Origin of the sequence: Sphingomonas sp. CFBP 8765 (assembly GCF_014841445.1) — a bacterium.
Lineage (GTDB): Bacteria > Pseudomonadota > Alphaproteobacteria > Sphingomonadales > Sphingomonadaceae > Sphingomonas > Sphingomonas aerolata.
Genome location: NZ_JACYTY010000003.1, coordinates 16,633 through 39,925 on the forward strand (window position 1 = coordinate 16,633; position 23,293 = coordinate 39,925).

24 protein-coding genes are annotated in these 23,293 nt (G+C 67.3%); 15 read left to right on the forward strand and 9 right to left on the reverse strand.

What is annotated here, in order from left to right; all coding sequences use genetic code 11:
- Nucleotides 1-43: 43 nt before the first annotated feature.
- From IFT87_RS08580 to IFT87_RS08590, 3 genes are all read right to left on the reverse strand, one after another.
- Complete coding sequence (locus IFT87_RS08580) at nt 44-856, reverse strand: DUF1206 domain-containing protein (protein ID WP_192008221.1); 813 nt, start codon at nt 854-856, stop codon at nt 44-46.
- Between the two features lie 139 nt (nt 857-995).
- Nucleotides 996-1,829 carry an EAL domain-containing protein gene (locus IFT87_RS08585; protein WP_342211144.1) on the reverse strand — a complete coding sequence of 278 codons (834 nt, stop codon included), beginning with the start codon at nt 1,827-1,829 and terminating at the stop codon, nt 996-998.
- Between the two features lie 167 nt (nt 1,830-1,996).
- The gene (locus IFT87_RS08590; RefSeq protein WP_192008222.1) at nt 1,997-3,505 is read right to left on the reverse strand and encodes a YifB family Mg chelatase-like AAA ATPase; all 1,509 of its coding nucleotides are present in this window, start codon (nt 3,503-3,505) and stop codon (nt 1,997-1,999) included.
- 137 nt (nt 3,506-3,642) lie between these two features.
- Here IFT87_RS08590 and IFT87_RS08595 point away from each other — a divergent pair, with 137 nt between their 5' ends.
- The 8 genes from IFT87_RS08595 (at nt 3,643) to dapE (ending at nt 9,303) form a co-directional block, all read left to right on the forward strand.
- The gene (locus IFT87_RS08595; protein ID WP_235188444.1) at nt 3,643-3,960 is read left to right on the forward strand and encodes a hypothetical protein; all 318 of its coding nucleotides are present in this window, start codon (nt 3,643-3,645) and stop codon (nt 3,958-3,960) included.
- A gap of 87 nt (nt 3,961-4,047) precedes the next feature.
- The gene (rpmH, locus tag IFT87_RS08600) at nt 4,048-4,182 is read left to right on the forward strand and encodes a 50S ribosomal protein L34 (protein WP_031393806.1); all 135 of its coding nucleotides are present in this window, start codon (nt 4,048-4,050) and stop codon (nt 4,180-4,182) included.
- An 83-nt stretch (nt 4,183-4,265) separates the two neighbouring features.
- Entirely contained in the window at nt 4,266-4,604 is a 339-nt protein-coding gene (gene rnpA / locus IFT87_RS08605; RefSeq protein WP_249403285.1) for a ribonuclease P protein component, read from the forward strand.
- A gap of 196 nt (nt 4,605-4,800) precedes the next feature.
- Nucleotides 4,801-5,049, forward strand: coding sequence for a membrane protein insertion efficiency factor YidD (gene yidD, locus IFT87_RS08610; RefSeq protein ID WP_081874402.1), 249 nt, complete (start codon nt 4,801-4,803; stop codon nt 5,047-5,049).
- Nucleotides 5,046-6,755, forward strand: coding sequence for a membrane protein insertase YidC (gene yidC / locus IFT87_RS08615; RefSeq protein WP_031441665.1), 1,710 nt, complete (start codon nt 5,046-5,048; stop codon nt 6,753-6,755). The genes yidD and yidC overlap by 4 nt, the downstream gene beginning before the upstream one ends.
- 26 nt (nt 6,756-6,781) lie before the next feature.
- A complete protein-coding gene (gene yihA / locus IFT87_RS08620; protein ID WP_031393803.1) occupies nt 6,782-7,444 on the forward strand; it encodes a ribosome biogenesis GTP-binding protein YihA/YsxC in 663 nt (220 codons plus the stop codon).
- A gap of 66 nt (nt 7,445-7,510) precedes the next feature.
- On the forward strand, nt 7,511-8,185 hold the full coding sequence (locus tag IFT87_RS08625; RefSeq protein WP_031393802.1) for a glutathione S-transferase: 675 nt from the start codon (nt 7,511-7,513) through the stop codon (nt 8,183-8,185).
- Nucleotides 8,182-9,303: a succinyl-diaminopimelate desuccinylase gene (gene dapE, locus IFT87_RS08630; protein ID WP_037533315.1), complete on the forward strand. Its 1,122-nt coding sequence runs from the start codon at nt 8,182-8,184 to the stop codon at nt 9,301-9,303. Before IFT87_RS08625 ends, dapE begins: the two co-directional genes overlap by 4 nt.
- A 9-nt stretch (nt 9,304-9,312) precedes the next feature.
- Here the strand turns inward: dapE and IFT87_RS08635 are convergent, their stop codons facing one another.
- Genes IFT87_RS08635 through IFT87_RS08645 form a run of 3 tightly spaced genes read right to left on the reverse strand, consistent with a single transcriptional unit; the run spans nt 9,313 to nt 11,886 of the window.
- Nucleotides 9,313-9,897 carry a Smr/MutS family protein gene (locus IFT87_RS08635; protein ID WP_037533317.1) on the reverse strand — a complete coding sequence of 195 codons (585 nt, stop codon included), beginning with the start codon at nt 9,895-9,897 and terminating at the stop codon, nt 9,313-9,315.
- Entirely contained in the window at nt 9,872-11,242 is a 1,371-nt protein-coding gene (locus IFT87_RS08640; RefSeq protein WP_342211145.1) for a murein transglycosylase A, read from the reverse strand. Before IFT87_RS08640 ends, IFT87_RS08635 begins: the two co-directional genes overlap by 26 nt.
- On the reverse strand, nt 11,239-11,886 hold the full coding sequence (locus tag IFT87_RS08645; protein ID WP_156360333.1) for a Tim44/TimA family putative adaptor protein: 648 nt from the start codon (nt 11,884-11,886) through the stop codon (nt 11,239-11,241). Before IFT87_RS08645 ends, IFT87_RS08640 begins: the two co-directional genes overlap by 4 nt.
- Before the next feature lie 184 nt (nt 11,887-12,070).
- Here IFT87_RS08645 and secB point away from each other — a divergent pair, with 184 nt between their 5' ends.
- The 3 genes from secB to trpS are packed head-to-tail and all read left to right on the forward strand — an operon-like array spanning nt 12,071 to nt 15,186.
- Nucleotides 12,071-12,580: a protein-export chaperone SecB gene (gene secB / locus IFT87_RS08650; protein WP_031394740.1), complete on the forward strand. Its 510-nt coding sequence runs from the start codon at nt 12,071-12,073 to the stop codon at nt 12,578-12,580.
- A 23-nt stretch (nt 12,581-12,603) separates the two neighbouring features.
- Entirely contained in the window at nt 12,604-14,169 is a 1,566-nt protein-coding gene (gene murJ / locus IFT87_RS08655; protein ID WP_192008224.1) for a murein biosynthesis integral membrane protein MurJ, read from the forward strand.
- Between the two features lie 9 nt (nt 14,170-14,178).
- The gene (gene trpS, locus IFT87_RS08660) at nt 14,179-15,186 is read left to right on the forward strand and encodes a tryptophan--tRNA ligase (protein ID WP_031394738.1); all 1,008 of its coding nucleotides are present in this window, start codon (nt 14,179-14,181) and stop codon (nt 15,184-15,186) included.
- A gap of 44 nt (nt 15,187-15,230) precedes the next feature.
- Here trpS and dnaA read toward each other — a convergent pair whose 3' ends face one another.
- From dnaA to mutM, 3 genes are all read right to left on the reverse strand, one after another.
- A complete protein-coding gene (gene dnaA, locus IFT87_RS08665) occupies nt 15,231-16,691 on the reverse strand; it encodes a chromosomal replication initiator protein DnaA (RefSeq protein WP_235188442.1) in 1,461 nt (486 codons plus the stop codon).
- Between the two features lie 461 nt (nt 16,692-17,152).
- Nucleotides 17,153-17,416 carry a 30S ribosomal protein S20 gene (rpsT, locus tag IFT87_RS08670; RefSeq protein WP_031394736.1) on the reverse strand — a complete coding sequence of 88 codons (264 nt, stop codon included), beginning with the start codon at nt 17,414-17,416 and terminating at the stop codon, nt 17,153-17,155.
- A gap of 107 nt (nt 17,417-17,523) precedes the next feature.
- Nucleotides 17,524-18,339, reverse strand: a complete 816-nt coding sequence (gene mutM, locus IFT87_RS08675) for a bifunctional DNA-formamidopyrimidine glycosylase/DNA-(apurinic or apyrimidinic site) lyase (protein ID WP_031441657.1) — start codon at nt 18,337-18,339, stop codon at nt 17,524-17,526.
- A 56-nt stretch (nt 18,340-18,395) separates the two neighbouring features.
- Between mutM and IFT87_RS08680 the strand changes: the two genes are divergently transcribed.
- The 4 genes from IFT87_RS08680 to coaBC all read left to right on the forward strand — a co-directional run bounded on the left by IFT87_RS08680 (nt 18,396) and on the right by coaBC (nt 23,285).
- The gene (locus IFT87_RS08680) at nt 18,396-19,175 is read left to right on the forward strand and encodes a class I SAM-dependent methyltransferase (protein ID WP_042467653.1); all 780 of its coding nucleotides are present in this window, start codon (nt 18,396-18,398) and stop codon (nt 19,173-19,175) included.
- A gap of 238 nt (nt 19,176-19,413) precedes the next feature.
- On the forward strand, nt 19,414-20,946 hold the full coding sequence (gene ubiB / locus IFT87_RS08685) for a 2-polyprenylphenol 6-hydroxylase (RefSeq protein ID WP_159512496.1): 1,533 nt from the start codon (nt 19,414-19,416) through the stop codon (nt 20,944-20,946).
- A gap of 13 nt (nt 20,947-20,959) precedes the next feature.
- Entirely contained in the window at nt 20,960-22,081 is a 1,122-nt protein-coding gene (locus IFT87_RS08690; RefSeq protein WP_192008226.1) for a hypothetical protein, read from the forward strand.
- A 10-nt stretch (nt 22,082-22,091) separates the two neighbouring features.
- The gene (gene coaBC, locus IFT87_RS08695; protein WP_192008228.1) at nt 22,092-23,285 is read left to right on the forward strand and encodes a bifunctional phosphopantothenoylcysteine decarboxylase/phosphopantothenate--cysteine ligase CoaBC; all 1,194 of its coding nucleotides are present in this window, start codon (nt 22,092-22,094) and stop codon (nt 23,283-23,285) included.
- Nucleotides 23,286-23,293: the final 8 nt, after the last annotated feature.

Here is a 23,293-nt window from a genome sequence, read left to right on the forward strand (position 1 = left end):
CGAATGAGATCGCACGCTATTCCCGCGCCTTAGGCCGCGATCTTCAGCCCGGCAGACGAACCTGAACGCGGCGAAAGCGCGCTTCGACAAAGCTGTAGACGCCGAACAATCCCAGCCCGACGCCCGTCGCGGCCAACAACCATTTGCCCCCCGGCTGGTCCTGCAGCATCGCCAGCGCGTCCGCCATGCCGCCGGCTTCGGTCGCATGCGCCTGCCATGCCGCGACCGCGAAAAAGCCCGCGATGATCGTGAAGACGACCGCGCGGGCTCCATATCCCAGCCGCCCCATCGTGCAGACATAGGAAGGCAGCGAGCCGTCATTGTGCAGGTCCTTGACGAAATCGCCCTTCCAGGCCTTCTTCGCCTGCATCACAGCCGCGGTGAGGATGCCGATTGCGACTAAGGCAACCAGCACGCGGCCGAACGGCACCGAAAGCAGCCAGCCTGTCCAGTCGCGGGCGCTCTCGTCACCCGGGGACTGCCCGCCGCCGCCAGTCCGTGGTTGCCAGGCGAGACGTGCCGCACTCCAGGCAAGGATGAGGTGAGCGATCCCGCTGACGACGTGCCCGATCCGGGTCAAGGCGCCCTTGGCGTCGCGCATGATCTGCTCCGGATCGGCGATCGCTTCGGTCAGCCGCCACACCGCATAGCCGAGCAGACCCGCGGCAATGACGGCCAGCAGGACGGCGCCTAGCTGCTCGTCCGCCAGCGATCCGATCGCACCCTGATTGTCGGCGATCGTCCCGCCGCGCATTGCGGCATCGACCGCAAACCAGGCCACCAGACAATAAACCAGCCCGCGCGCGGCGAAGCCGAGACGTGCGAGTTGCGTCGCACGGACATCCGAGATGGTCACCGCAAATCCCCCTGGATCATATTGATCGTTACGCCGGCTAAACCCGCCGTGCGCAGCGACGTTCCGCCGGCGGTCACGACATCGCCGCGGCGACGCGGATCGGCGCAGCCCGGTACCGCGCCCGGGCCGCACCGGACCGTCAGGCGTGGACCACCTCTGCGGCATCCGCGAAGGGGACCGGAAGGCGCGCAATCGCGGGACGCGCGATCAGGTAGCCCTGGCACAACCGTACCCCGAGCGCGCGCAACGCCGCCAGTTCGCCCGAAGTCTCGATCCCCTCGGCGATCGGGATGATGCCAAGTTCATCGCACAATGCGATTACCGCAGCGACGATCGACCGCTTCACGGCGGACCCGTCGATCCCGCGGATCAACGCCATGTCGATCTTGATGACATCGGGATTGAGTTCGGCGAGCAGCCCCAGCCCCGCATAGCCCGCGCCGAAATCGTCGATCGCGGTCACGAACCCTTGCGCACGGTACGCCTCGATGATCCGCCGTACATGCGGCACGTCGCGCATGCGTTCGTTCTCGGTGAATTCGAACATCAGGTTGCGCTTGTCGAAGCCGACCCGCGCCGCTGCCCCCAGCGTCGCCCGGATACAGGCATTGGGTTCATAGACCGCGTTCGGCATGAAATTGATCGACAGCTTCACGTCCTCGCCCGGCGTGAACAGCGCGCCAGCCATCTCCACCGCGCGCACACGGCAAGCCTGATCGAACCCGTAGATCATGTCCCCCGACACCCTGTCGAGGATCGCCCCCGCGCCCGCACCGTCGGTGCCGCGAACCAGCGCTTCATAGGCCCAGACCCGCTCCGTCGCGATGTTGACGATCGGCTGGAACGCCATCGTGAAATCGAACGGGAGCATGCTGCCGGTGCCACAGGCACCGCACGTCACACGGGTCGCCGTCTCGACTGGTGCAATCGCGTCCGCTGCAGCCCGGAATGGGGCGGGGTCGATAAATGTCACTGTCGCTCCTTACCGCGCTCTATCGGGGCCGGACGGGCATGAGGACCGGCGCGACGCCACCTCACTCCAAACTCGGTGAGGTCATTGTTAATCTACAACAATTAACAGAATGAGTAGTACTGTTTTATTATCATGGATCAAGTATCTTGTAGATGTACAAACATGAGTCAATTGGTTGGCGGACGGCGGCGATAGCTCAGCGCTTCCGCGACATGGAGACGCGCCACGTGATCGGCGCCGGCCAGATCCGCAATCGTTCGCGCGACGCGCAGTATTCTGGTATAACCCCGCGCGGTCAGCCGCATCGCCTCTGCCGCCTGTACGAGCAGACGCTGTCCCGGCGCATCGGGGGTAGCGACCGATTCAAGCAACGGGCCGTCCGCCTCGGCATTCGTCCGCACGGGATGGTCGCGATAGCGCTCCGTCTGTACCCTGCGGGCGGCGGCCACCCGCGCCGCCACCGCTGCCGATCCCTCGCCGGCCTGGGGCAGGACGAGATCTGCCGCCGTGACCGCTGCCACGTCGATGTGCAGGTCGATTCGGTCGAGCAGCGGCCCGGACACCTTCGCCTGATAGTCCGCGGCACAGCGCGGTGCCCGCGCACAGGCAAGGCCGGCATCACCGAGATGGCCGCAACGACACGGATTCATCGCCGCGATCAGCTGGACGCGCGCAGGGAAGGTCACATGCGCATTGGCGCGCGCGACGCTGATCGTTCCCGTCTCGAGCGGCTGGCGCAGAGAATCGAGCACCGCCCGCTGGAAGTCGGGCAATTCGTCGAGGAACAGCACACCCAGATGCGCCAGGCTGACCTCCCCGGGCTTCACCTTCAGCCCTCCCCCGGTTAGCGCAGCCATCGACGCCGAATGATGCGGGCTGCGGAACGGCCGAGTCCGGGTCAGCCGTCCCCCCGACAACCTGCCCGCGACCGACTGGACCATCGACACTTCAAGCGCCTCGGCGGGGTCGAGTGGCGGCAGGATCCCCGGCAGGCACGCCGCCATCAGCGATTTGCCCGACCCCGGCGGACCACACATCAGCAGATTGTGCCCACCCGCCGCAGCGACCTCCAGTGCGCGCTTGGCGGTCTCCTGCCCGCGAACCTGCGCAAGGTCAGGCCCGGCCGGCGCGACATCGACCTCGCCAGGCTGGGGCGCGCGCAGCAGGCCATGGCCTTTGAAATGGGTGATCAGCGCGAGCAGGTCGGGCGCGGCAACCACCTCGATCGACCCGGCCCAGGCCGCTTCCGATCCTTGCGAGGCCGGGCAGATCAGCCCCTTGCCCTCGTTCGACGCATGCAGCGCGGCGAGCAGGACACCGGGCGACGCGGTGATCCGCGCATCGAGGCCGAGCTCGCCGACGACGACATAATCGGCAAGCATTTCGGCATCGATCACCCCCATCGCCGCCAGCAATGCGAGCGCGACAGGAAGATCGAAATGCGATCCTTCTTTCGGCAGATCAGCCGGCGACAGGTTCACCGCGATCCGTTTCGGCGGCAATGCCAGCCCCATCCCCGCGATCGCGCCGCGGACCCGCTCGCGGCTCTCGCCTACTGCCTTGTCCGCCAGTCCGACGAGGTTGAACGCGGGAAGTCCCGGAATCAGCTGGACTTGTACTTCGACCGCGCGCGCTTCCAGCCCGAGATACGCCACCGTCGACACGATCGCCGCCATGAAAATCCCCCGCCGCGTCGCTCGTCATGGCGGATCGCCACCGTCACGCCCTATTCATACCGGATTTGGCCTTTGGGCAATGGCAGGCGGCACGGTGCCGTCTTGCCAACCTAACACACCGGTCCCAAATGCCTCGCGTGAACGCCGTCCGCTCCTCGACCTATCGCCTCGTCCAGCTGCTGTGCGGCGGGATGATGATCCTCGCCGCGCCTCTGCTGACACCGGTGCCCGGGCCGGCGGGGGTCTTCGTGTTTGCCGGCGGCATGGTCCTGGTACTGCGCAACTCGCCACGGGCACGGCGACGCTGGGGCCGGCTCAAGCGCCGCTGGCCGCGGGGCGGCCATTTCGTCGACCGGATGATGCGCCGCCGCAGCGCGTTGCGACGGCACGCGCGCGATCGTGCCGCCGCGGTTTCGCAGCCGATCGATTCGGCCAAGACGGAGCGGGTGAATTGACTTGTCACCGCGCTTTGCCTAAGCGCCCACCCATCAAGGCCGTCCCCGTGGCGGCCGTTTTCTATTTGATGACCTAGGGAATGACCAATGAAGCGGACCTTTCAGCCGAGCAACCTGGTACGTGCACGCCGTCACGGCTTCCGCGCACGGATGGCCACGGTCGGCGGCCGGGCAGTGATCCACGCCCGCCGCGCCCGCGGTCGCAAGAAGCTGTCGGCCTGACCGTCGCGGCCGGCGATGCTGGCCTGACGATCATGTCGAAACGCCGCGATTTTCTCGCGGCGAATGCGGGGAAGCGCGCACCGATGCCGGGATTCGTCCTGCTCATGCGCGCCCGCGATGACGGTGACGAGACGATGCGAATCGGCTTCACCGTCACCAAGAAGATTGGCAACGCCGTCGTCCGTAACCGCATGAAACGGCGGTTGCGGGCTTTGGCGCGTGAGCTGTTGGCGGAACGCGGTGTCGCTGGCGCCGATCACGTGCTGATCGGGCGCAACGGCGGCATCGAGCGTGATTACGCGCTGTTGCGGACCGAGCTCGGCAAGGCGTTCCGCAAGGTCACGCCGCAAGCACCAGCTGCTGCTGCAGTGGATACCACCACCCCGGCGAAGGCCGGCGCCCAGGTGGGAAAGCCCCTTTAATGCACCGCAGCCACTCGTCATTAGCGCCCCCCAACTGGGCCCCGGCCTACGCCGGGGTGGTCCGCGGTTTGGAGTGGCGCGGTGCCGAAGGCGCGATCTTGCCACGCTTCGTGTTCTCCCGCAAACGCGGGAGTCCAGTCTGGATCCTCGCCTTCGCGGGGAAACAGTTTTGGGTTACACTGGTCCCGGCCGCTTCGTGCTAGCCCGCCTCCTCATCCTCGTCGCGCGCGGCTGGCAACTCGGTCCTTCACTGGTCCTGCCGTCGAGCTGTCGCTACGATCCTTCCTGTTCCGCCTATGCAATCGAGGCCGTTGGGCGCTATGGCGCGCGCAAGGGGGGCTGGTTGGCGGCGAAGCGCATCGCGCGCTGCCATCCGTGGGGCGGGTACGGACCCGACCCAGTCCCAGAGCTGAAGCCTGAGAAATTGAAAGACGCCGCCCTGTGAAAGACGACAAGCAGAATTTCGTGCTGTTCGCGGTTATCGCGGCGCTCATCCTGTTCGGATGGCCGATGATCCAGGGCAAGTTCTTCCCGACGGCCAATCCACCGGTGACGAAAATCGAAGGCGGCAAGACCAAGCCCGTCGCGAACCCCGCCGCCGATCCGGCTGCCGACGGGGCCGCCGCAGTGCGCGATCGCGCCGCGGTCATCGCCGAGACGCCGCGCGTCCGCATCGAAACCCCGCGGGTGTCCGGCTCGATCAACCTGAAGGGTGCGCGGATCGATGATCTCGTCCTCAAGGGCTATGACGAAACCGTCGCGAAGGATTCTCCGCCGATCCGTCTGCTTTCACCGGCCGGTGCACCCGACGCCTATTTCGCGAGCTTCGGCTGGCGCGCGCAGGGGCTTGCTCCGCCTGCCGCTGACGCCGTCTGGACTGCGTCGGGCGCGACGACGCTGACGCCGACGACTCCGGTCACGCTCGATGCGACCAACGCCACGGGCCAGCGCTTCCGCATCCAGATCGCGGTCGACGGCGACTACATGTTCACGGTCCGCCAGACCGTGCTCAACGCTGGCACCGCGCCCGTCCCCGTTGCCACCTATGGCCTCGTCAACCGTGTCGGCATCTCCAAGGATCCGTCGTCGATGACGATCCACGTTGGGCCGATGTCGGTCGACAATGGCGGCGCGCATTACCGTCCGAACTACAAGGACATCGACGAGGCTCCGCAGAAGTTTTCGACCACCGGCGGCTGGCTTGGCTTCACCGACAAATACTGGCTGACCGCGCTCGTTCCCGACCAGGGCCAGGCGTTTGACGGCCAGTTCCGCGCGGGCGCCAACAAGGCCTATCAGGCGGACTACGCGCTGCAGCCCAAGCTCGTCGCCCCCGGCCAAGCGGTGACCCAGACGTCGCGCTTCTTTGCGGGCGCGAAGGAGGTCCGGCTGCTCGATCGCTATACCGATCAGGCGGGCGGCGTCGCCAAGCTCGATTATGCAATCGACTGGGGCTGGTTCCGGATCGTCGAGAAGCCGATCTTCTATTATCTCGACTGGCTGTACCGCACGGTCGGCAATTTCGGCGTCGCGATCATTTTGCTGACGGTGACGATCCGCGGCCTGCTCTTCCCGATCGCGCAGCGCCAGTTCAAGTCGATGGCCGCAATGCGCGCCGTCCAGCCCAAGACCAAGGCGCTGCAGGAGAAGTACAAGGACGACAAGGTCCGCATGCAGCAGGAGGTCATGGCGCTGTACAAGGCGGAGAAGGTCAACCCGCTCGCGGGTTGCGCGCCGACGCTGCTGCAGATCCCGATCATGTACGCGCTGTACAAGGTGCTGATGCTGACGATCGAAATGCGTCACCAGCCGTTCGTCGCATGGATCAAGGATCTGTCCGCGCCCGATCCGCTGACGCCGCTCAACCTGTTCGGTCTGCTGCCGTTCACCCCGCCGCACATGATCGCGATCGGCATCGTCCCGATCATCCTCGGCATCAGCATGTACTTCCAGTTCAAGCTGAACCCGACGCCGATGGACGACACGCAGAAGCAGGTCTTCAAGCTGCTGCCGTGGGTGCTGATGTTCGTGATGGCGCCGTTCGCCGTCGGTCTTCAGGTCTACTGGATCACGTCGAACTGCCTGACGATCCTTCAGCAGAAGCTCCTCTACGCCCGACATCCGGGCCTGCAAGCACCGGTGACCAAGTGAACGACCTTCCGACCGCCGGCTCGAACCTGGGTCCCGATCTCGAGCAGACCGACGCGCCGTTCACCGCGGAGCAGCTCGAGCATGCGCGCAAGCTGTTCGCCGGGCATGTCGGCTTCCTGAAGTCGGCGCCGACGCTCGAATTCCTGCCCGATGCGTCGGTGCCGGAGGTGGCGTTTGCCGGGCGGTCGAACGTCGGCAAGTCATCATTGCTCAATGCGCTGACCGGGCGCAATTCGATGGCGCGTACGTCGAACACGCCCGGACGCACGCAGGAACTGAACTTCTTCGAGGTCGGCGCGCCGCTCGCCTTCCGCCTTGTCGACATGCCGGGCTACGGCTTTGCCAAGGCGCCCAAGGATGTCGTCAAGAAGTGGCGCTTCCTGATCAACGACTTCCTGCGCGGCCGCGACGTGCTCAAGCGCGCACTCGTGCTGATCGACTCGCGCCACGGCATCAAGGACGTCGATCGCGAGATCCTCGAGATGCTCGACAAGGCTGCGGTCAGCTATCGCATGGTGCTGACCAAGGCGGACAAGATCAAGGCGTCGGAACTCGTCGAGGTCACCGAGCGCACCGCGGTCGAGGCCCGCAAGCGCCCCGCCGCGCATCCCGACATCCTCGTGACGTCGAGTGAATACGGCATGGGCATCCCCGAACTGCGCGCGGCGGTCGTCGAAGCCGTCAGCTGACGCCCGTGCATCCGGCGAGGGCGGCAGAGATTGCCCTCGCCGCTCCCGCCCGCTAGTCCCCGGGCCATGAAACTCGTCATCGGCAACAAGGCCTATTCCTCCTGGTCGCTTCGCGGCTGGCTCGCCTGCAAGCAGTCCGGGCTGCCCTTCGACGAGGTCGTCGTCCCGCTCTACGATGCGGAATGGGAAAAGCGGCGCCAAGGCGATGAGTTCGCCCCCTCGTCGGGCAAGGTGCCGATCCTGTGGGATGGCGAGGCGGTCGTATGGGACAGCCTGGCGATCGTCGACTATCTCGCGGACAAGGTGGGTCGCGACCGCTTCTGGCCCGAAGACGAGGCGGCCCGCGCCATGGCCCGCTCGATGGCGGCCGAAATGCATTCGAGCTTTGCCGCGTTACGCAAGAAGCACAGCATGAACGTCCGCCAGATCTTCCCGGCGCAGCGCCCCGACGACGATGTCCTGGTCGATCTTCAGAGGATCATGGAGCTCTGGGCTCAGGCGCGCGCGCGCTTTGGGGGCGGCGGCGATTTCCTGTTCGGTACGTTCGGCGCGGCCGACATCATGTACGCGCCCGTCGTCACGCGGATCGTCACCTATCAGCTGCCGATCGCCCGGTTCGCGCAGGGCTATATGCAGGCGATGTTCGACCATCCCTTCATGCAGGACTGGATCGCCGGCGCGCAGGAAGAGGATTGGGTGATCGAACAATATGAGCAGCCGGCGCCGAGCGCGCTGCGGTGATCGATCCGCTGGCGCTGGCGCAGGCGCTGCTGGCCAAAGACAGCATTACGCCGGCGCGGGGCCGCGTGTTTGACGTGCTGGAGGCGGCGCTGACTCCGATCGGCTTTGACGTCGACCGCTTCACGATCGGCGAAGCGCCCGACGGTCCGGTGGAAAACATGCTCGCGGTCCGGACTGGATCGGGGCCGCATCTGGCATTTGCAGGGCATCTCGACGTCGTACCCCCTGGCGAGGGGTGGCAGGGCTCGCCCTGGTCGGCGGAGGTTCGCAACGGCCTGCTCTACGGGCGCGGCGCAGTCGACATGAAGGGCGCGATCGCCGCCTTTGCGGCGGCCGCCAGCCGGACCGACGCGGGCACCGTGTCGCTGATCATCACCGGGGACGAGGAAGGCCCTGCTACCTTCGGGACGCGCGCGCTGATCGACCGGATGGCGTCACGGGGCATCCGGCCCGACCATTGCATCGTCGGCGAACCGACCTCCACCGCCGTGCTTGGTGACACGATCAAGATCGGCCGGCGCGGCTCGGTCAATATCTGGATCAGCGTCCCCGGGCGGCAGGGTCACGTCGCCTATCCGCACCTTGCCGACAATCCCATCCCACGGCTGGTCGCGATCCTCGCCGAGATCGAGACCGTCGCGCTCGACCAGGGCAATGCGTGGTTCCAGCCGTCGAACATCGAGGTCACCGATATCGCGGTCGGCAATCCCGCGCACAACGTCATCCCGGCCACAGCGTCGGCGCGGCTCAGCATCCGGTTCAACGACACGCATAGCGGCGACGCGCTCATCGCCCGGATCGCCGCGCTGGCCGCACGGCATGATCCAGCAGCGGTCGTCACCGGTCGCGTGTCGGGTGAAGCCTTTCTGACGGAACCCGGGCCGTTGTCGACGCTGGTGTCCAACGCGATCATCGCGGTGACGGGGGTCGTCCCAGACCTGTCGACGACGGGCGGCACGTCCGACGCGCGGTTTCTGGCGAAGCTGTGCCCGGTGGTCGAATTCGGGCTGATCAATGCGACGATGCACAAGGTGGACGAGGCGGTTGCGGTCGAGGACCTGTACCGCCTGACCGACATCTATGCCGATGTCATCGTCCGCACGGTCGAGCGCGGATAACCCATCGTGTCAGCCGCCCAGTTCGCGGCTGCGACGCAGGATGATGTAGAGCGCCCCCGCCCCCCCGTGCCGGGGATGCGCGCCGCGGACCGCGACGATCCCGCCGGCATGACGCGAGATCGAGAGCCAGTCTATGACTGCCGCACGGATCGCGCCGCGCGCATGCGGCCGTTCGCTCTCGGGGCGCGGCGGCTTGCCCGTCACCAGCAACAGCACACGGTCGCCGCGGGCGATCGCGCGGGACAGGCCGGTGTCGAGGATCGCATGCGCGGAGGCGAGCGTGTGGCCGTGAAGATCGATCGAACTGTCGGGACTGACCGCGCCGCGCAGCAGCCTTTTGTCCCAGCCACCGTCGAGCGTGTTGGCCGGCGACAGGGTGCGCGCCGCCGTCTTCAGCGGCGCAGCGCCGGGTGGGGGCGGAAGCGTTGGCAGGCGGATGCCCTTGGTCGGCTTTACCTTGCGCGTCGTCGCGACGGGCGCGGCTAACGACACGGCCGGGGGCGCGAGCTTGGGGACCGCGCGCATTGGGCGCACGGTCTGCATCACGCGCGCCCAGAGATGCGCCTCGTCAGGGTTGAGCGGACGACCCGTCATAGCGCGCCCCGTTCGCGGTTGCGGCGCTGAGCCGTGCGGTGGTGCCGATCGGGAGCAGAAGGAACGCGGTGCCGCGCCCCGCCATGCCGCCAGCGGTCGCCTCGGCAGCGGCGCCGGCACCCCAGAAGGTGTCGAACCGGTTGCTGCCCTTGATCGCGCCACCGGTATCCTGGACGATCCACAGCCCGGTCGCATCCTGCCGGTCGAGCGACAGGATCACGGGCGCACCGAGCGGCACGAACTTCACGTCCGCCGCCGCGCTGACCTGCCCGGTCACCGGATAGCCCATCGCACCCTGCGGCGCGCCGTCGAGTTCGCGGAAGAACACGAAGCTCTTGTTCTCGCGCATGATCGCCTGCCCCTCGACGGGGTGATCGTGGAGCCACCGCACGATGCCCTGCATCGAGGTCTGGCCGGGCTGCAACAGCCCGCGCGTCTTCATCAGCGCGCCGATGCCGGTATAGTCGCGGCCGTTCTGTGTGTCGTAGCCGATCCGCAGGATCGACCCGTCGGGCAGACGAAGACGTCCCGACCCCTGGATCTGGAGGAAGAAGAGTTCGACCGGATCCTTCGCCCAGGCGAGGATCGGCGCAGTATCGGCAAGCGCGCCCTGCTCGATCGCGGTGCGGTCATAATAAGGAATGAAGTTCGAGCCCGACACGCGGCCGCGGATCTTCTTACCCTTCAGCGATGTCGAAAAGGCGCCGAGATCGACGTCGATCAGATCGCGCGGGCGACCATAGACCGGCGCATAGCCGTCGCGACGTTCAAGCGAGCCGGCGATCTCTGGCTCGTAATAGCCCGTCGCGAAGGCCTTGCCGTCGCCGACCTGGACCGCCTCGAACCACTGGGTGAAGAATGCGCGCGCGCCACCGGGTCCGGTCGCCTGCGCCGCGGCACAGGCGGGCTGCCAATCGGCACCGCGGGTCAGCCCCGACTGGTCGGAACGACGCTGCAAGCCGGGGCAGCTCGTGACGAAGGCCAGGCGTGCGGCCTCGGCCTGCGCATCGCTGATCGGCAGCGTTGCCAGCGACGGCCCCAGCGTTACGCCGGCCGTGACCGCGCTGACCGGGGCGAGCGCGCCGGGCAGTGGCGGAGCGACAGGAACGGCAGCCAGCGGAACCGCCCCGACGATGCGGGCGGGTATCTGGATGCCGCGAATGTTGCGAATGTTGTCACTGTTTGGGGTAAATTGACCCCGGGGCGGCTTTCCGGCGGTGGCCGCCGGCGATGCGGTGCCCGGCGAGGACGGGCGGTCGGTCGGTGCCGCGACACCGCCGACGCACCCGCTGAGTGCCAGGGCCAGCGCGAACGAACCGCCAATCCCCCTGATCGCGCGCGTCACGCCTCGTCGGTGTCCGCGAGCTTCCAGTTCGGGCCGGCGCTTTTCAGCGTCCGGACGAACGTCCAGATGTCATGCGTCTCGACCGCGTCGGTGAGCGACCCGGCGATGACTTCGCCCGCCTCGTTGCGCGTGATCGCGGCGATGTCCGCATCGAAGCGCACCGAGATCCGGGCTTCGCGGCCCGAAACCGACGCGTCGGCGATCACCGCACGTTCGATCGTCACCAGACGATTGTCGAGCGTCTCGCCGGCCGCCTCGCGCGCCGCGATCGCCTCGACGAAGGCGGTGCGGACATCGTCCTCCGCCAGATCGGCGAGCGTATCGGCATCACCCTTCCAGAAGGCCTCCAGCGTCATGCGATAGGCCGCCTGCGCACCTTCGAGGAACTGGTTGACGTCGAAGCCGGGCTCGACGGCGATGATCGAGCGCAGGCCGGGTTCGGCGCGCGCGTCGATGTTGCGGTTCGCGATCGTCCGCTGTTCGGCGGCCGCATCGATCGTGCGCGGGATCGTGACGGGTATGGACCGCTCCTCTGCCGCACGCGGCAGGGGCTGCTGTTCATGACCGGTCCGCTTTCCGAGCACGCTATAAAGACGCATCGCCAGGAACCCTGCGACCATCGCGAGAAGTACTACGTAAAACAACCGTGCCTCCGATCTTCGTCCCAACATAGGGCAACGGCGTCTCTTTTCAAACCCGCCTAGGATTCCGTGGGATCCGTAGCCGTTGAAACACCCGTCGGGCACTGCTACGCGCACTGCCTCAAGACACGAACGCGCGACCCGTCCGCTTCGGTCCCACCTCATTTATACGAAGGATTCGCAGATCATGGACGACCAGAACGGCATGTCGATCGCGGATCAGCCGCTTGCCAATGGTGCCGACGAAGCGCCCGCCGCCGGCCTGATCTCGCAGTACGTCAAGGATCTCTCGTTCGAGAACCCCAACGCGCCCGCAGTCTACCAGAACCAGACCCCGCCCGCGATCGACGTCCAGTTCAACATCGGCGCGGCGCAGGTCGGCGACGAGGTGCACGAGGTCGTGCTGAAGATCGACGTCCGCGCCGAGACCGACGGCCAGGTCGCCTTCATCGTCGACCTGTCCTTTGCGGGCCTGTTCGGGCTGCGCAACATCCCGGCCGAGCATGTCCAGCCCTTCCTGCTGGGCGAGGCCCCGCGCCTGCTCTTCCCGTTCGCCCGCCGCGTGCTGTCGGATGCGGTGCGTGACGGCGGCTTCCCGCCGCTGCTGCTCGAGCCGATCGATTTCGCGCAGCTCTATCTCCAGCAGTCGGAGCAGCAGGGCATCCAGCCGAACGTCGGCGATTTCGGCCAGGCGTGAAGCCCGGACCGGAGGGCGTATAGGTGAACCTGACCAAGGCGCTGGGATCGGTTGGCGGGCTGACGCTCGCCAGCCGGATCCTGGGGCTGGTGCGCGATTCGCTGTTCGCGCGGTTCGTCGGCGCAGGATTCGCATCGGATGCGTTCCTGATCGCCTTCCGCCTTCCCAACATGTTCCGCGCCCTCTTCGCCGAGGGCGCGTTCTCGGCCGCGTTCATCCCGATGTTCAACCGCAAGGTCGGCGACAAGGATGGGCGCGGCCTGCCCGACGGCATCGCCTTTGCCGAAGACGCGCTGTCGGTGCTGCTGCCGGTGCTGATCGGCATGACGGTGCTGCTCGAGCTCGCCGCCTGGCCCGTCACCTGGCTGCTGACCTTCGGGTTCAACGGGGCGAGCGCCGAGCGGTTTGCGTATGTGGTCCACCTGTCGCGGATCACCCTGCCCTATCTGCTGCTGATCAGCCTCGTCTCGCTGCTCGGTGGCATCCTCAATTCGCTGCATAAATTCTGGATCAACGCCGCGGCGCCGATCCTGCTCAACGCGACGCTGATCGCCGCACTGCTGCTGTTCCACGAGCGGCTGCCGCTGATGACCGCGCGCAACCAGGCGATCGCGGTGACGGTGTCGGGCGCGCTCCAGCTGCTCTGGCTGATCTACGCCTGCCGCAGATCGGGCGTCGTGCTCCGGCTGAAGCGGCCCCAGCTCAATCCCGAGGTGAAGCGGCTGATGTCGCTGATCTGGCCTGCCGCCGCGGGTGCGGGTGCGGTGCAGATCAACCTCGTCGTCTCGACCGCGCTCGCCGCCGCGCTGCTGCCCGCGGGCTCGGTCTCGTACATCTATTTCGCGGACCGGCTGAACCAGCTGCCGCTCGGGCTGATCGGCATCGGGCTTGGCACCGTCCTGCTCCCCACCATCTCGCGCCAGCTCGGTCGCGGCGAGGAGACGGAGGCGATGGCGACGCAGAACCGCGGCATGGAGCTGGCGCTGTTCCTGACGCTGCCCGCGACGGTGGCGCTGATCGTCTGCGGCGTGCCGATCGTCGGCGCATTGTTCCAGCACGGCAAGTTCGCGCTCGACGACAGCATCCTCACCGCGCAGGCGCTCGCCGCCTTCTCGATCGGGCTGCCGTCCTACATCCTCGTGAAGGTGCTGACGCCGGGCTATTATGCGCGGTCCGACACGAAGACGCCGGTGCGCTATGCGACGATGTCGATGGTCGTGAACCTCGTCCTCAACCTCGCCTTCATCAAGCCGCTCGGCCATATGGGCCCGCCGCTCGCCACCGCGATCGCGAGCACGGTCAACGTCGCGATGCTGTATCGCACGCTCGTCCGTCGCGGGCATTTCATCCCCGATGCGCGGTTGGTGCGGCGGACGTGGCGGCTGCTGGTCGCCGCGCTGATCATGGGCGGCGTGATGTATTTCCTCAACGACCTGTTCCAGCCGTTCGTCACCGGCAGCGGGACCGAGCGCTGGGGGGCGATGCTCGTGCTGGTCGCGACCGGCGGGGTCGTCTATGCGATCGCCACCCTGCTCACCGGCGCGTTCCGGCTGGGCGACATCTCCACGCTCCTGCGTCGTTCCAAATAAGGTTTTCCCATGCGCGTCGTCTCCGGCATCAAGCCCACCGGTAATCTCCATCTCGGCAATTACCTGGGGGCGGTGAAGCAATGGGTGACGTTGCAGGACGACGTCGTCGCGCAGGGCGGGGAGTCGATGTTCTTCATCGCCGATCTGCACGCGCCGACCGAATGGATCGCGCCGGCCGAACTCTCGTCACACACGCTCGAGGTCGCCGCGACGATGATCGCGGCGGGCGTCGATCCGGCTAAGTCGATCCTGTTCAACCAGGCGCGCGTGCCCGCGCACAGCGAGATGGCGTGGCTGCTCAATACCGTCGCGCGCGTCGGCTGGCTGAACCGCATGACGCAGTTCAAGGACAAGGCGGGCAAGAACCGCGAGGGCGCGAGCGTCGGGCTGTATGACTATCCCGTGCTGATGGCGGCGGACGTGCTGCTCTACAATGCGACCCACGTGCCGGTCGGCGAGGACCAGAAGCAGCATCTCGAGCTCGCGCGCGATATCGCGACCAAGTTCAACGGCGATTACGGCGTCGACCTGTTCACGCTCCCCGCGCCGCTGATCAGCAAGGCGGCGCCGCGGATCATGTCGTTGCGCGATGCGTCGGCCAAGATGTCCAAGTCGAACCCGTCCGAACAGTCGGTGGTCAAGCTGATCGACAGCGACGACACGATCGCGGACAAGTTCCGCAAGGCGAAGACCGATCCCGACCTGCTGCCCGCGACCGTCGACGAGCTGGGCGACCGGGCGGAGGCGCGCAACCTGCTGACCATCTATGCCGCGCTGGCGGACAGCGACGTCGCGACCGTTCTGGGCGAATATGGCGGCAAGGGGTTCGGCGCGTTCAAGCCGGCGCTCGCGGATCTCGCAGTGGCCAAGCTTGGGCCGATTCGTGACGAGATGGTGCGACTGCTCGACGATCGAAGCGCGGTGACCGCGGTGCTGCGCGACGGGGCGGAAAAGGCGCGCGCGCTGGCGGCGCCGGTGCTGAAGCGTACGCAGGATGCGATGGGGTTGCAGGTCTAAGCTGCCCCCCTCTTCCCGTCATCGGGATTAGGGGCGCGAGGGCCTCAGCCCTCCAGTTCGCGCATCAGCACACGGACCGCGGCGTCGATGTCGCGGTCCTGGTCGCGCAGTTCGGTGATCTTGCGGACCGCGTGGATGACCGTCGAGTGATCGCGGCCGCCGAACTTGCGTCCGATCTCGGGCAGCGACCGCGTCGTCAGCCGCTTGGCGAGATACATCGCGATCTGTCGCGGCCGCGCGACCGCACGCGCGCGGCGGGCCGAGATCATGTCGAGCGGCTTCAGCTCGAAATGCGCCGTCACCAGCTTCTGGATCTCGTCGATCGTCACGCGCTTCTGCGCGCCGCGCAGCACTTCGCCGAGCGTCGCGATCGCGAACTCGAGGTCGATCGTCTCGCCGGTCAGCTGCGCATAGGCGATGACGCGGTTGAGCGCGCCCTCGAGCTCGCGGATATTGGCGTGGATCCGGCTCGCGATCAGATCGAGCACGTCGGTCGGCACGCGCAGGTCGGGCAGGTCGACGAGCTTGCGGTCGAGGATGGTCCGGCGCAGCAGCAGGTCGGGCGCCTTGATGTCCGCGACCAGCCCGACCGCCATGCGGCTGATGATCCGCGATTCGACACCCTCGAGCGCCTGCGGGCAGCGATCGGCGGAGATCACCAGCCGCTTGCCGGCGGTCATGATCTCGTTGATCGTGTGGAAGAATTCCTCCTGCGTCGCGTCCTTGCCGGCGATGAACTGGAGATCGTCGATCAGCAGCAGGTCGGCACCGCGCAGCCGGCGCTTGAACGCATGCGTGTCGCGTGCGCGCATCGCTGCGACGAAATCATACATGAATCGCTCGGCCGACATGCACAGCACGACCGCGTGCGGGTTGGCGGCGAGGAACGCATGGCCGATCGCATGCATCAGATGCGTCTTGCCCTGCCCCGTGTTGCTGTGGAGGAACAGCGGGCTGAACCGGACGGGTCCGGGCTCGGCGAGCACCTTGGCGGCGTTGAACGCGACCTTGTTCGACGCATCGACGACGAAGCGGTCGAACGTATAGCGCGGATCGAGCGGCGGGCGCTCGGGGATGACGGTGTCGTAGGCCGGTACGGGCTGTGCCGCGGGGGCGGGGGCGGGCTTCAGCGACGGGTCGACGCCGAATTTGACCGGGACCTGAGCGGGTTCCACGGCCGCGGCTGCGGTGTCGCGGTCCAGGGTCTCCGCGGGGGTCGGCATCACCAGCAGCACGGGCTTCGGGCCAGGCCTGCGCGTCTCGATCTGGACGGTGCGGACCTGCGGCAGGATCTGCCGGAATTCGAGGGCGAGCCGGTCCGCATAATGGTTGCGGACCCAGTTCGTCATGAAGGCGGACGGCAAGGCGAGGCGGATCGACTCCTCGTCGTCGCTCGGGATCAGCTCGATCGGCTTCAGCCACTGCTCGAACAGGCGCGCGCCGGCAGACTCGCGCAGGGACGAGCGCACGCGATCCCAGGCCTTTTCGGCCTCCGAAGCGTGCACGGTCGATCCTTGCCAATTCGTCACGCGCACACTTCTCCGACCCCGCGCGACAGCCGCGCTGGTGATATAGTCCCGACAGAAAATGATCCCCCGTGACGACCCATAGGGTCGCCCGGCATCTTCGCCCTGTTGCTTGCGCAGTGGTGATTCACGTCCGTGATTCACCGCCGCCGTTCGCTCAGTTATGAAGCGATCGGCGAGTCTAGCAAGGCCCGAGCACGTCACATTTTCGAAATAAAGCGGGTTGACTTGATCAAGCCCCGGAAATGCGTCGATATTTTTATAAGTGGCTGTGTTTGGCCAATTTTTACGATTTCGGAGCCGGTGCGGCATGATCCGGCATCACTCGAATCGCGGGGAATCCGTGGGTTGCGCGCGCGCGCCTTCCGTTCCCTTTGCAGACGCAAAAAACCCGCCGGGAAGATCCCGGCGGGCAATCCGCTCCGGCCATGTCGGGTCGCTTATGCGAGCCCGGTCACGGCCTTGGTCAGACGCGCGAACTTGCGGCTCGCGGTGTTCTTGTGCAGCACGCCCTTGGCGACGCCACGCTGCAGCTCAGGCTGTGCCGCGGCCAGTGCGGTAGTCGCTGCGCCCTTGTCGCCCGAAGCCAGTGCGGCCTCGACCTTCTTGATGAAGGTACGGATACGGCCAACGCGGTTGCCGTTCACTTCCGCGCGACGGTCGTTGCGACGGATACGCTTTTTCGCCTGCGGCGTGTTCGCCATGAAGCCCTCTGGATGTTCGAATGATAAAAAGGGGCGCCGGATTGCTCCTACGCCCTCTCGAAGCGCGGCTCCTACCCACTCCGCACCGAATCGTCAACCGCGTTCCGTCATGCCTTTTGGCAACGCGCACACCAGAAGGTCGAACGCCCGCCCTCCGTCCTGCGGCGGACCAGCGCGCCGCACGAACAGGGCTCGCCCTCGCGACCATAGACGCGCCATTGTTTCGAGAAATAGCCAAGCTCGCCGTCGGGTCGCGCATAGTCGCGCAGACTCGATCCGCCCGCGAGGATCGCGGCGGTCAGCACCGCGCGGATCGCCTCGACCAGCCGTTCGAGTCGCGGCAGCGCGATCCGCCCCGCCGCCCGGCTCGGCGCGATCTTCGCCATGTGCAGCGCCTCGCACACATAGATGTTGCCGAGTCCTGCGACGATCCGCTGGTCGAGCAGCATCGTCTTGATCGACGCCCCCCGCCCTTCGAGCGCCGAAAGGAGATAGGCCGCGGTCAGATCGGGGCCGAGCGGCTCGGGGCCCATGGCGAGGAACGGCGGATACTGCGCGATCGCCTCGCTGGACCAGAGATCGAGAAAGCCGAAGCGTCGCGGGTCGTTGAGCGCGACCGTCCGCCCCGCCGCCGTGCCGATGAGCAGATGGTCGTGCGGCAGGATCGCGCTGGGATCGACCCGCCAGCGTCCCGACATGCCGAGATGGAAGACGAGCGTATCGCCGCGATCGGTGTCGATGAGGCCGTATTTGGCGCGCCGCGACAGCCGCGTGACGGTCGCGCCGGTCATGCGCTGCCGCAGGTCGACGGGAATCGCCTTGCGCAGGTCCGCACGGCGCGGCTCGACCGAGGCCAGGCGCTGGCCGAGGAGCACGGGTTCGAGCCCGCGCACGGTGGTTTCGACTTCGGGAAGTTCTGGCACGTTTTCCAGCTAGGTTGCGTTTGCCCGCGCCACAAGGCGCCGCTAGAGCACGGGGCATGAATGACATCGCGCCCGCCCCCGCTCTCATCCCCGACACCGCCCCGAAGGCCGATACCGTCTCGTTCGGTTATGAGGACATTCCCGCCACCGAGAAGACCGCGCGCGTCGGCGGCGTGTTTTCGAACGTCGCGAGCAAATATGACCTGATGAACGACGCGATGTCGGGCGGCATGCACCGGCTGTGGAAGGACCGCTTCGTCCGCCGCGTGAAGCCGCGCGAAGGCGAGCAGATCCTCGACATGGCGGGCGGCACCGGCGACATCGCGTTCCGCATGGAGCCGTCGGGCGCATCGATCACGGTCGCCGACATCAATCCGCAGATGCTCGAGGTCGGCATGGAACGCGCGCACAAGCGCGGGCTCGACGGGCTGGTCTGGACCGAGGCGAATGCCGAGACGCTGACCTTCCCCGACAGGTTCTTCGACGCGTACACGATCGCGTTCGGGATCCGGAACGTGACCGACATCCCCAAGGCGCTACGCGAGGCCCACCGCGTGCTGCGGCGCGGCGGGCGCTTCTATTGCCTCGAATTCTCGACCACCGTCTGGCCGGGCTTTGCCGAGGTGTACGACGCCTATTCGCACAAGATGGTGCCGAAGCTCGGGCAACTGCTCGCGCAGGATGCCGACAGCTATCGCTATCTGATCGAGTCGATCCGTCGGTTCCCGGACATGCCCAAGTTCAAGGGCATGATCGCGGATGCTGGTTTCGTGCAGACGAAGGTCGAGCCGCTGCTGGGCGGTCTGGTTGCGATTCATTCGGGTTGGAAGATTTAGTGATCACGCGAAGGCGCGAAGGCGCGAAGAGGGGTTCACGCGGAGACGCGGAGACGCGGAGAGTCAGAGCCGCATTCGCGCGACAGCGCATAATCAACTCTTCGCCGATGATGAAAAGCCGCAGTCGCGGCAGGGTGCACACTCTCCGCGCCTCCGCGCCTCCGCGCGAACCAAATTCTTCTCTTCGCGCCTCCGCGCCTTCGCGTGAACAAACCCCTTCTCACGACGCACAAGCCCGATGACCGCCTCGACCACCCATGTCTGGCGGCTCCTCAAATGGGGTCGCATCCTCGCCCGGCACGGCGCGCTGCGCGGGATCGAGCGGGACCCCAATACGCCGGCCGCCGTGCGTCGCCTCGCGCGGATCGCCCGGTTCGGTGCGCGCGTGCCGAAGGTGCCGCGCTATGCCGATGCATTCCAGGCGATCGGCCCCGCCGCGATCAAGCTCGGCCAGACGCTCGCCACCCGCCCAGACCTGGTCGGCGAGGATGCTGCGCAGGATCTGCTGCGGCTGCAGGACCAGCTGTCGCCGGTCCCTTACGAGACGATCGAGGCGGCGATGCTGGCGAGCTTCGGCAAGCCGCTCGAAACGCTGTTCTCGCGGATCGAGCAGGTCCCGGTCGGTGCCGCGTCGATCGCGCAGGTCCACCGCGCGACGACCACCGATGGCCGCCAGGTCGCGGTCAAGGTGCTGCGCCCCGGCGTCGAGGATGATTTCGCGCGGGCGATCGACACCTATAGCTGGGCGGCGGCGCAACTCGAGGCGCTGAGCCCCGAGGCGATGCGTCTGCGCCCGCGCCTGACGATCGAGACGTTCAAGCGCTGGACGCTGCGCGAGTTGAATTTCCGGCGCGAGGCCGCCTCGGCGTCCGAGCTCGCGGACGGCATGACCGCCGAGCCCGATTTCGTCATCCCCGCGATCGACTGGGCACGATCGACCGCCAAGGTCATGACGATCGAGTGGATCAACGGCATCAAGCTGTCGGATCGTCCCGCGCTGGTGGCGGCGGGCTACGACCTGCCCGGCCTCGCGCAGACCTTGGTCCGCGCGTTCCTGCGGCAGGCGATCGCCGACGGGTTCTTCCACGCCGACATGCACCAGGGAAACCTGTTCGCGCTGCCGGGCAACCGGATCGCGGCGATCGATTTCGGCATCATGGGCCGGATCGACCGGCGCGCCCGCGTCTGGCTCGCCGAGATCCTCTACGGGCTGATCACCGGCAACTATAAACGCGTCGCCGAAATCCATTTCGAGGCGGGCTATGTCCCCGCGCACCACGACGTCGCCGAATTCGCGACCGCCTTGCGCGCGGTCGGCGAGCCAATGCGCGGGTTGCCGGTCAAGGACATGTCGATCGGCATGATGCTCGACAGCCTGTTCTCGATCACGCGCGATTTCGACATGGTGACGCAGCCGCACCTGCTGCTGCTGCAGAAGACGATGGTGATGGTCGAGGGCGTGGCGACCAGCCTCGATCCCGACATCAACCTGTGGGAGAGCGCGGAGCCGTTCGTGCGCGACTGGATCCGCGGCGAACTCGGCCCCGAGGCGGCGATCGCCGACCGGATCATCGAGGACGTGCGTACGCTGACCCGGCTGCCCGAACTGGTCCGCCGGATCGAGGCGCATTACCCGGCACCCGGCGGCGCACCGCCAACGATGCCGCTGCGCGAGATCGAGGTCATCCGGATCGGCGGCGGCTGGCGCTATGGCCTCGTCGCGGTGATCGCGGCGATGGCCGGGGTTGCCGCCACGCTGGTCTTCGGTTGAGCCTGCACGTCGGATGAGGACGCGGCGGGGCGCCCCCCTGTGGCTGGTCGGCCCGAGCCGGTTTGCCGGCATGTCCCGGTCGCAGGCGCGGCTGGGGCTCGCGCTGTTCGCGATGCTGCTGCTCGCATGCCTGACCGCGACCAGCGCGCCCGGACCGCGCCCGAGCGAGGCGCGCATGGCGTCCGCACCGCTGGGCCAAACCGAGCTGCTGCTCTATCAAAGCGTCGTCGCAAACGTGCGCAGCGGCACGCCCTATTATGTCGCGGCGGCAGAGGCGCACCGCGTCGCGCACGCCCCGCTCAAGCCCTATACGACGGTCCGGCTGCCGACGCTGGCGGTGGTGCAGGCCGCGGTGCCGCCGCTGATCGTCACCGCGCTGTTGCCGCTCCTCTACATTGGCGTGATGGGCGCATGGATCGTCCGGTTACGCCCTGCGATGACCGGGCCGATCCCCGTGGGGATCGCGGGGCTGCTGATCCTGACGGGGCTCTACGTGCATCTCGAGCCGCCGCTGGTCGTCTTCCCCGAAGTCTGGGCGGGGGCTCTGATTGCGCTCTCGCTCGCCTTGCGGCGCCCCGGTGAGTGGATCCCCGCGGTCGCGCTCGGCCTGTCGGCGATGCTGATCCGCGAGACCGCGCTGATCTATGTCGTGATCATGGCGGTGATCGCGTGGATCGAGGGCGAGCGCCGCGAGGCCGCCGCATGGGTCGGCGCGACCCTCATCTTCTTCGTCGCGCTCGCCGCGCATGCGCATGCGGTGACGCTGGTGACCGGTCCGCTCGACCGGAGTGCGCAGGGGCTGAGCGGTCTGGAGGGGTTCGGCTTCTATGTGCAGCTCGTGACGCTGTCGTCGGGCCTCGCGCTGCTGCCGGACTGGCTGGCGGCGGTCCTGATCGCGACCGCGCTGTTCGGGTGGCTGGCGTGGCGCGATCCTGCCGCCGTCCGCGCGCTCGCGACGCTGCTGGGCTATGCGGCGGTGATTGCGCTGGGCGTGCGCAGCGACGACTTCCCCTGGGCGCTGATCACCACCCCCGTCCTGCTGGTCGGGATCGTCTTCGCGGTCGATGGCCTGCGCGACATGATCGTCGCGGCGCGCGATACACGACGGATTACGGTGACGCGCGTGATCCGCTAGGACTCGCCGCATGAAGCGTATTCTCCTGATCGTCGGGGGCGGCATCGCCGCCTACAAGGCGAGCGAACTCGTCCGCCTCCTGCGCAAGCGGGGCCATGCGGTGCGCTGCGTGCTGACCGAGGCGGGGCAGCATTTCGTCACGCCGATGACGCTCGCCGCACTCAGCGAGGACAAGGTCTACACCACCCTGTGGGACCTGAAGGACGAGGCGGAGATGGGGCATATCCAGCTCAGCCGACAGGCCGACCTGATTGTCGTCGCGCCCGCGACCGCGGACCTGATCGCGCGGATGGCGGGCGGGCTCGCCAACGACCTTGCGACGACATTGCTGCTCGCGACCGACAAGCCGGTGCTCGCCGCGCCGGCGATGAACGTGCGGATGTGGCTGCACCCCGCGACGATGCGCAACGTCGCGCAGCTGCGCGCGGACGGCATTACTGTCATGGCGCCCGACGAGGGGCCGATGGCGTGCGGTGAATTCGGACCGGGGCGGCTGCCCGAACCCGACCGGATCGCCGACGCGATCGATGCCGCGCTCGAGGCCGAGCCGCAGCGTCTCGCGGGCCGGCACATCCTCGTCACCGCAGGGCCGACGCACGAGCCGATCGATCCCGTCCGCTATATCGCCAACCGGTCGTCGGGGCGGCAGGGCTTCGCGATCGCGGGCGCGCTAGCGGCGCTTGGCGCACGGGTGACGCTGGTGGCGGGGCCGGTGACGCTGCCGACCCCTGCGGGCACGACGCGCATCGACGTCGAGACCGCGCGCGAGATGGCCGATGCGGTGGACCGCGCCCTGCCCGTCGATGCCGCGATCATGGTCGCGGCGGTCGCCGACTGGCACGTCGACGCCGCGGTGCAGAAGATCAAGAAGGGTGACGCGACGCCGACGCTCGCGCTGTCCGAGAACCCCGACATCCTCGCGACACTCGCGCGCAGCCCGCAGCGCCCCGCGCTGCTGATCGGCTTCGCCGCCGAGACCGAACGCGTCGTCGAGCATGCGACCGCCAAGCGCGCGCGCAAGGACGTCGACTGGATCGTCGCCAACGACGTGTCGGGCGACGTGATGGGCGGCGACAGCAACAGCGTCCATATCGTCACGAAGGACGGCGTCGAGAGCTGGCCGCGGCAGGGCAAGGATGCAGTCGCGGCGCAGCTGGCACGGCGCGTCGCCGATGCGCTGGAACCCGCACAGCCGATGCGCTAAACCGCGCC

Bases quoted from the DNA above. Each gene is read 5' to 3' on its own strand.
- coaBC (WP_192008228.1), top strand. From the start codon at position 22,092: ATGAAGCGTATTCTCCTGATCGTCGGGGGCGGCATCGCCGCCTACAAG.
- IFT87_RS08590 (WP_192008222.1), bottom strand. From the start codon at position 3,505: ATGGCGGCGATCGTGTCGACGGTGGCGTATCTCGGGCTGGAAGCGCGC.
- rpsT (WP_031394736.1), bottom strand. From the start codon at position 17,416: ATGGCGAACACGCCGCAGGCGAAAAAGCGTATCCGTCGCAACGACCGT.
- rpmH (WP_031393806.1), top strand. From the start codon at position 4,048: ATGAAGCGGACCTTTCAGCCGAGCAACCTGGTACGTGCACGCCGTCAC.
- secB (WP_031394740.1), top strand. From the start codon at position 12,071: ATGGACGACCAGAACGGCATGTCGATCGCGGATCAGCCGCTTGCCAAT.
- IFT87_RS08680 (WP_042467653.1), top strand. From the start codon at position 18,396: ATGAATGACATCGCGCCCGCCCCCGCTCTCATCCCCGACACCGCCCCG.
- rnpA (WP_249403285.1), top strand. From the start codon at position 4,266: ATGCCGGGATTCGTCCTGCTCATGCGCGCCCGCGATGACGGTGACGAG.
- trpS (WP_031394738.1), top strand. From the start codon at position 14,179: ATGCGCGTCGTCTCCGGCATCAAGCCCACCGGTAATCTCCATCTCGGC.
- IFT87_RS08635 (WP_037533317.1), bottom strand. From the start codon at position 9,897: ATGACGGGTCGTCCGCTCAACCCTGACGAGGCGCATCTCTGGGCGCGC.
- ubiB (WP_159512496.1), top strand. From the start codon at position 19,414: ATGACCGCCTCGACCACCCATGTCTGGCGGCTCCTCAAATGGGGTCGC.
- IFT87_RS08625 (WP_031393802.1), top strand. From the start codon at position 7,511: ATGAAACTCGTCATCGGCAACAAGGCCTATTCCTCCTGGTCGCTTCGC.
- IFT87_RS08690 (WP_192008226.1), top strand. From the start codon at position 20,960: ATGAGGACGCGGCGGGGCGCCCCCCTGTGGCTGGTCGGCCCGAGCCGG.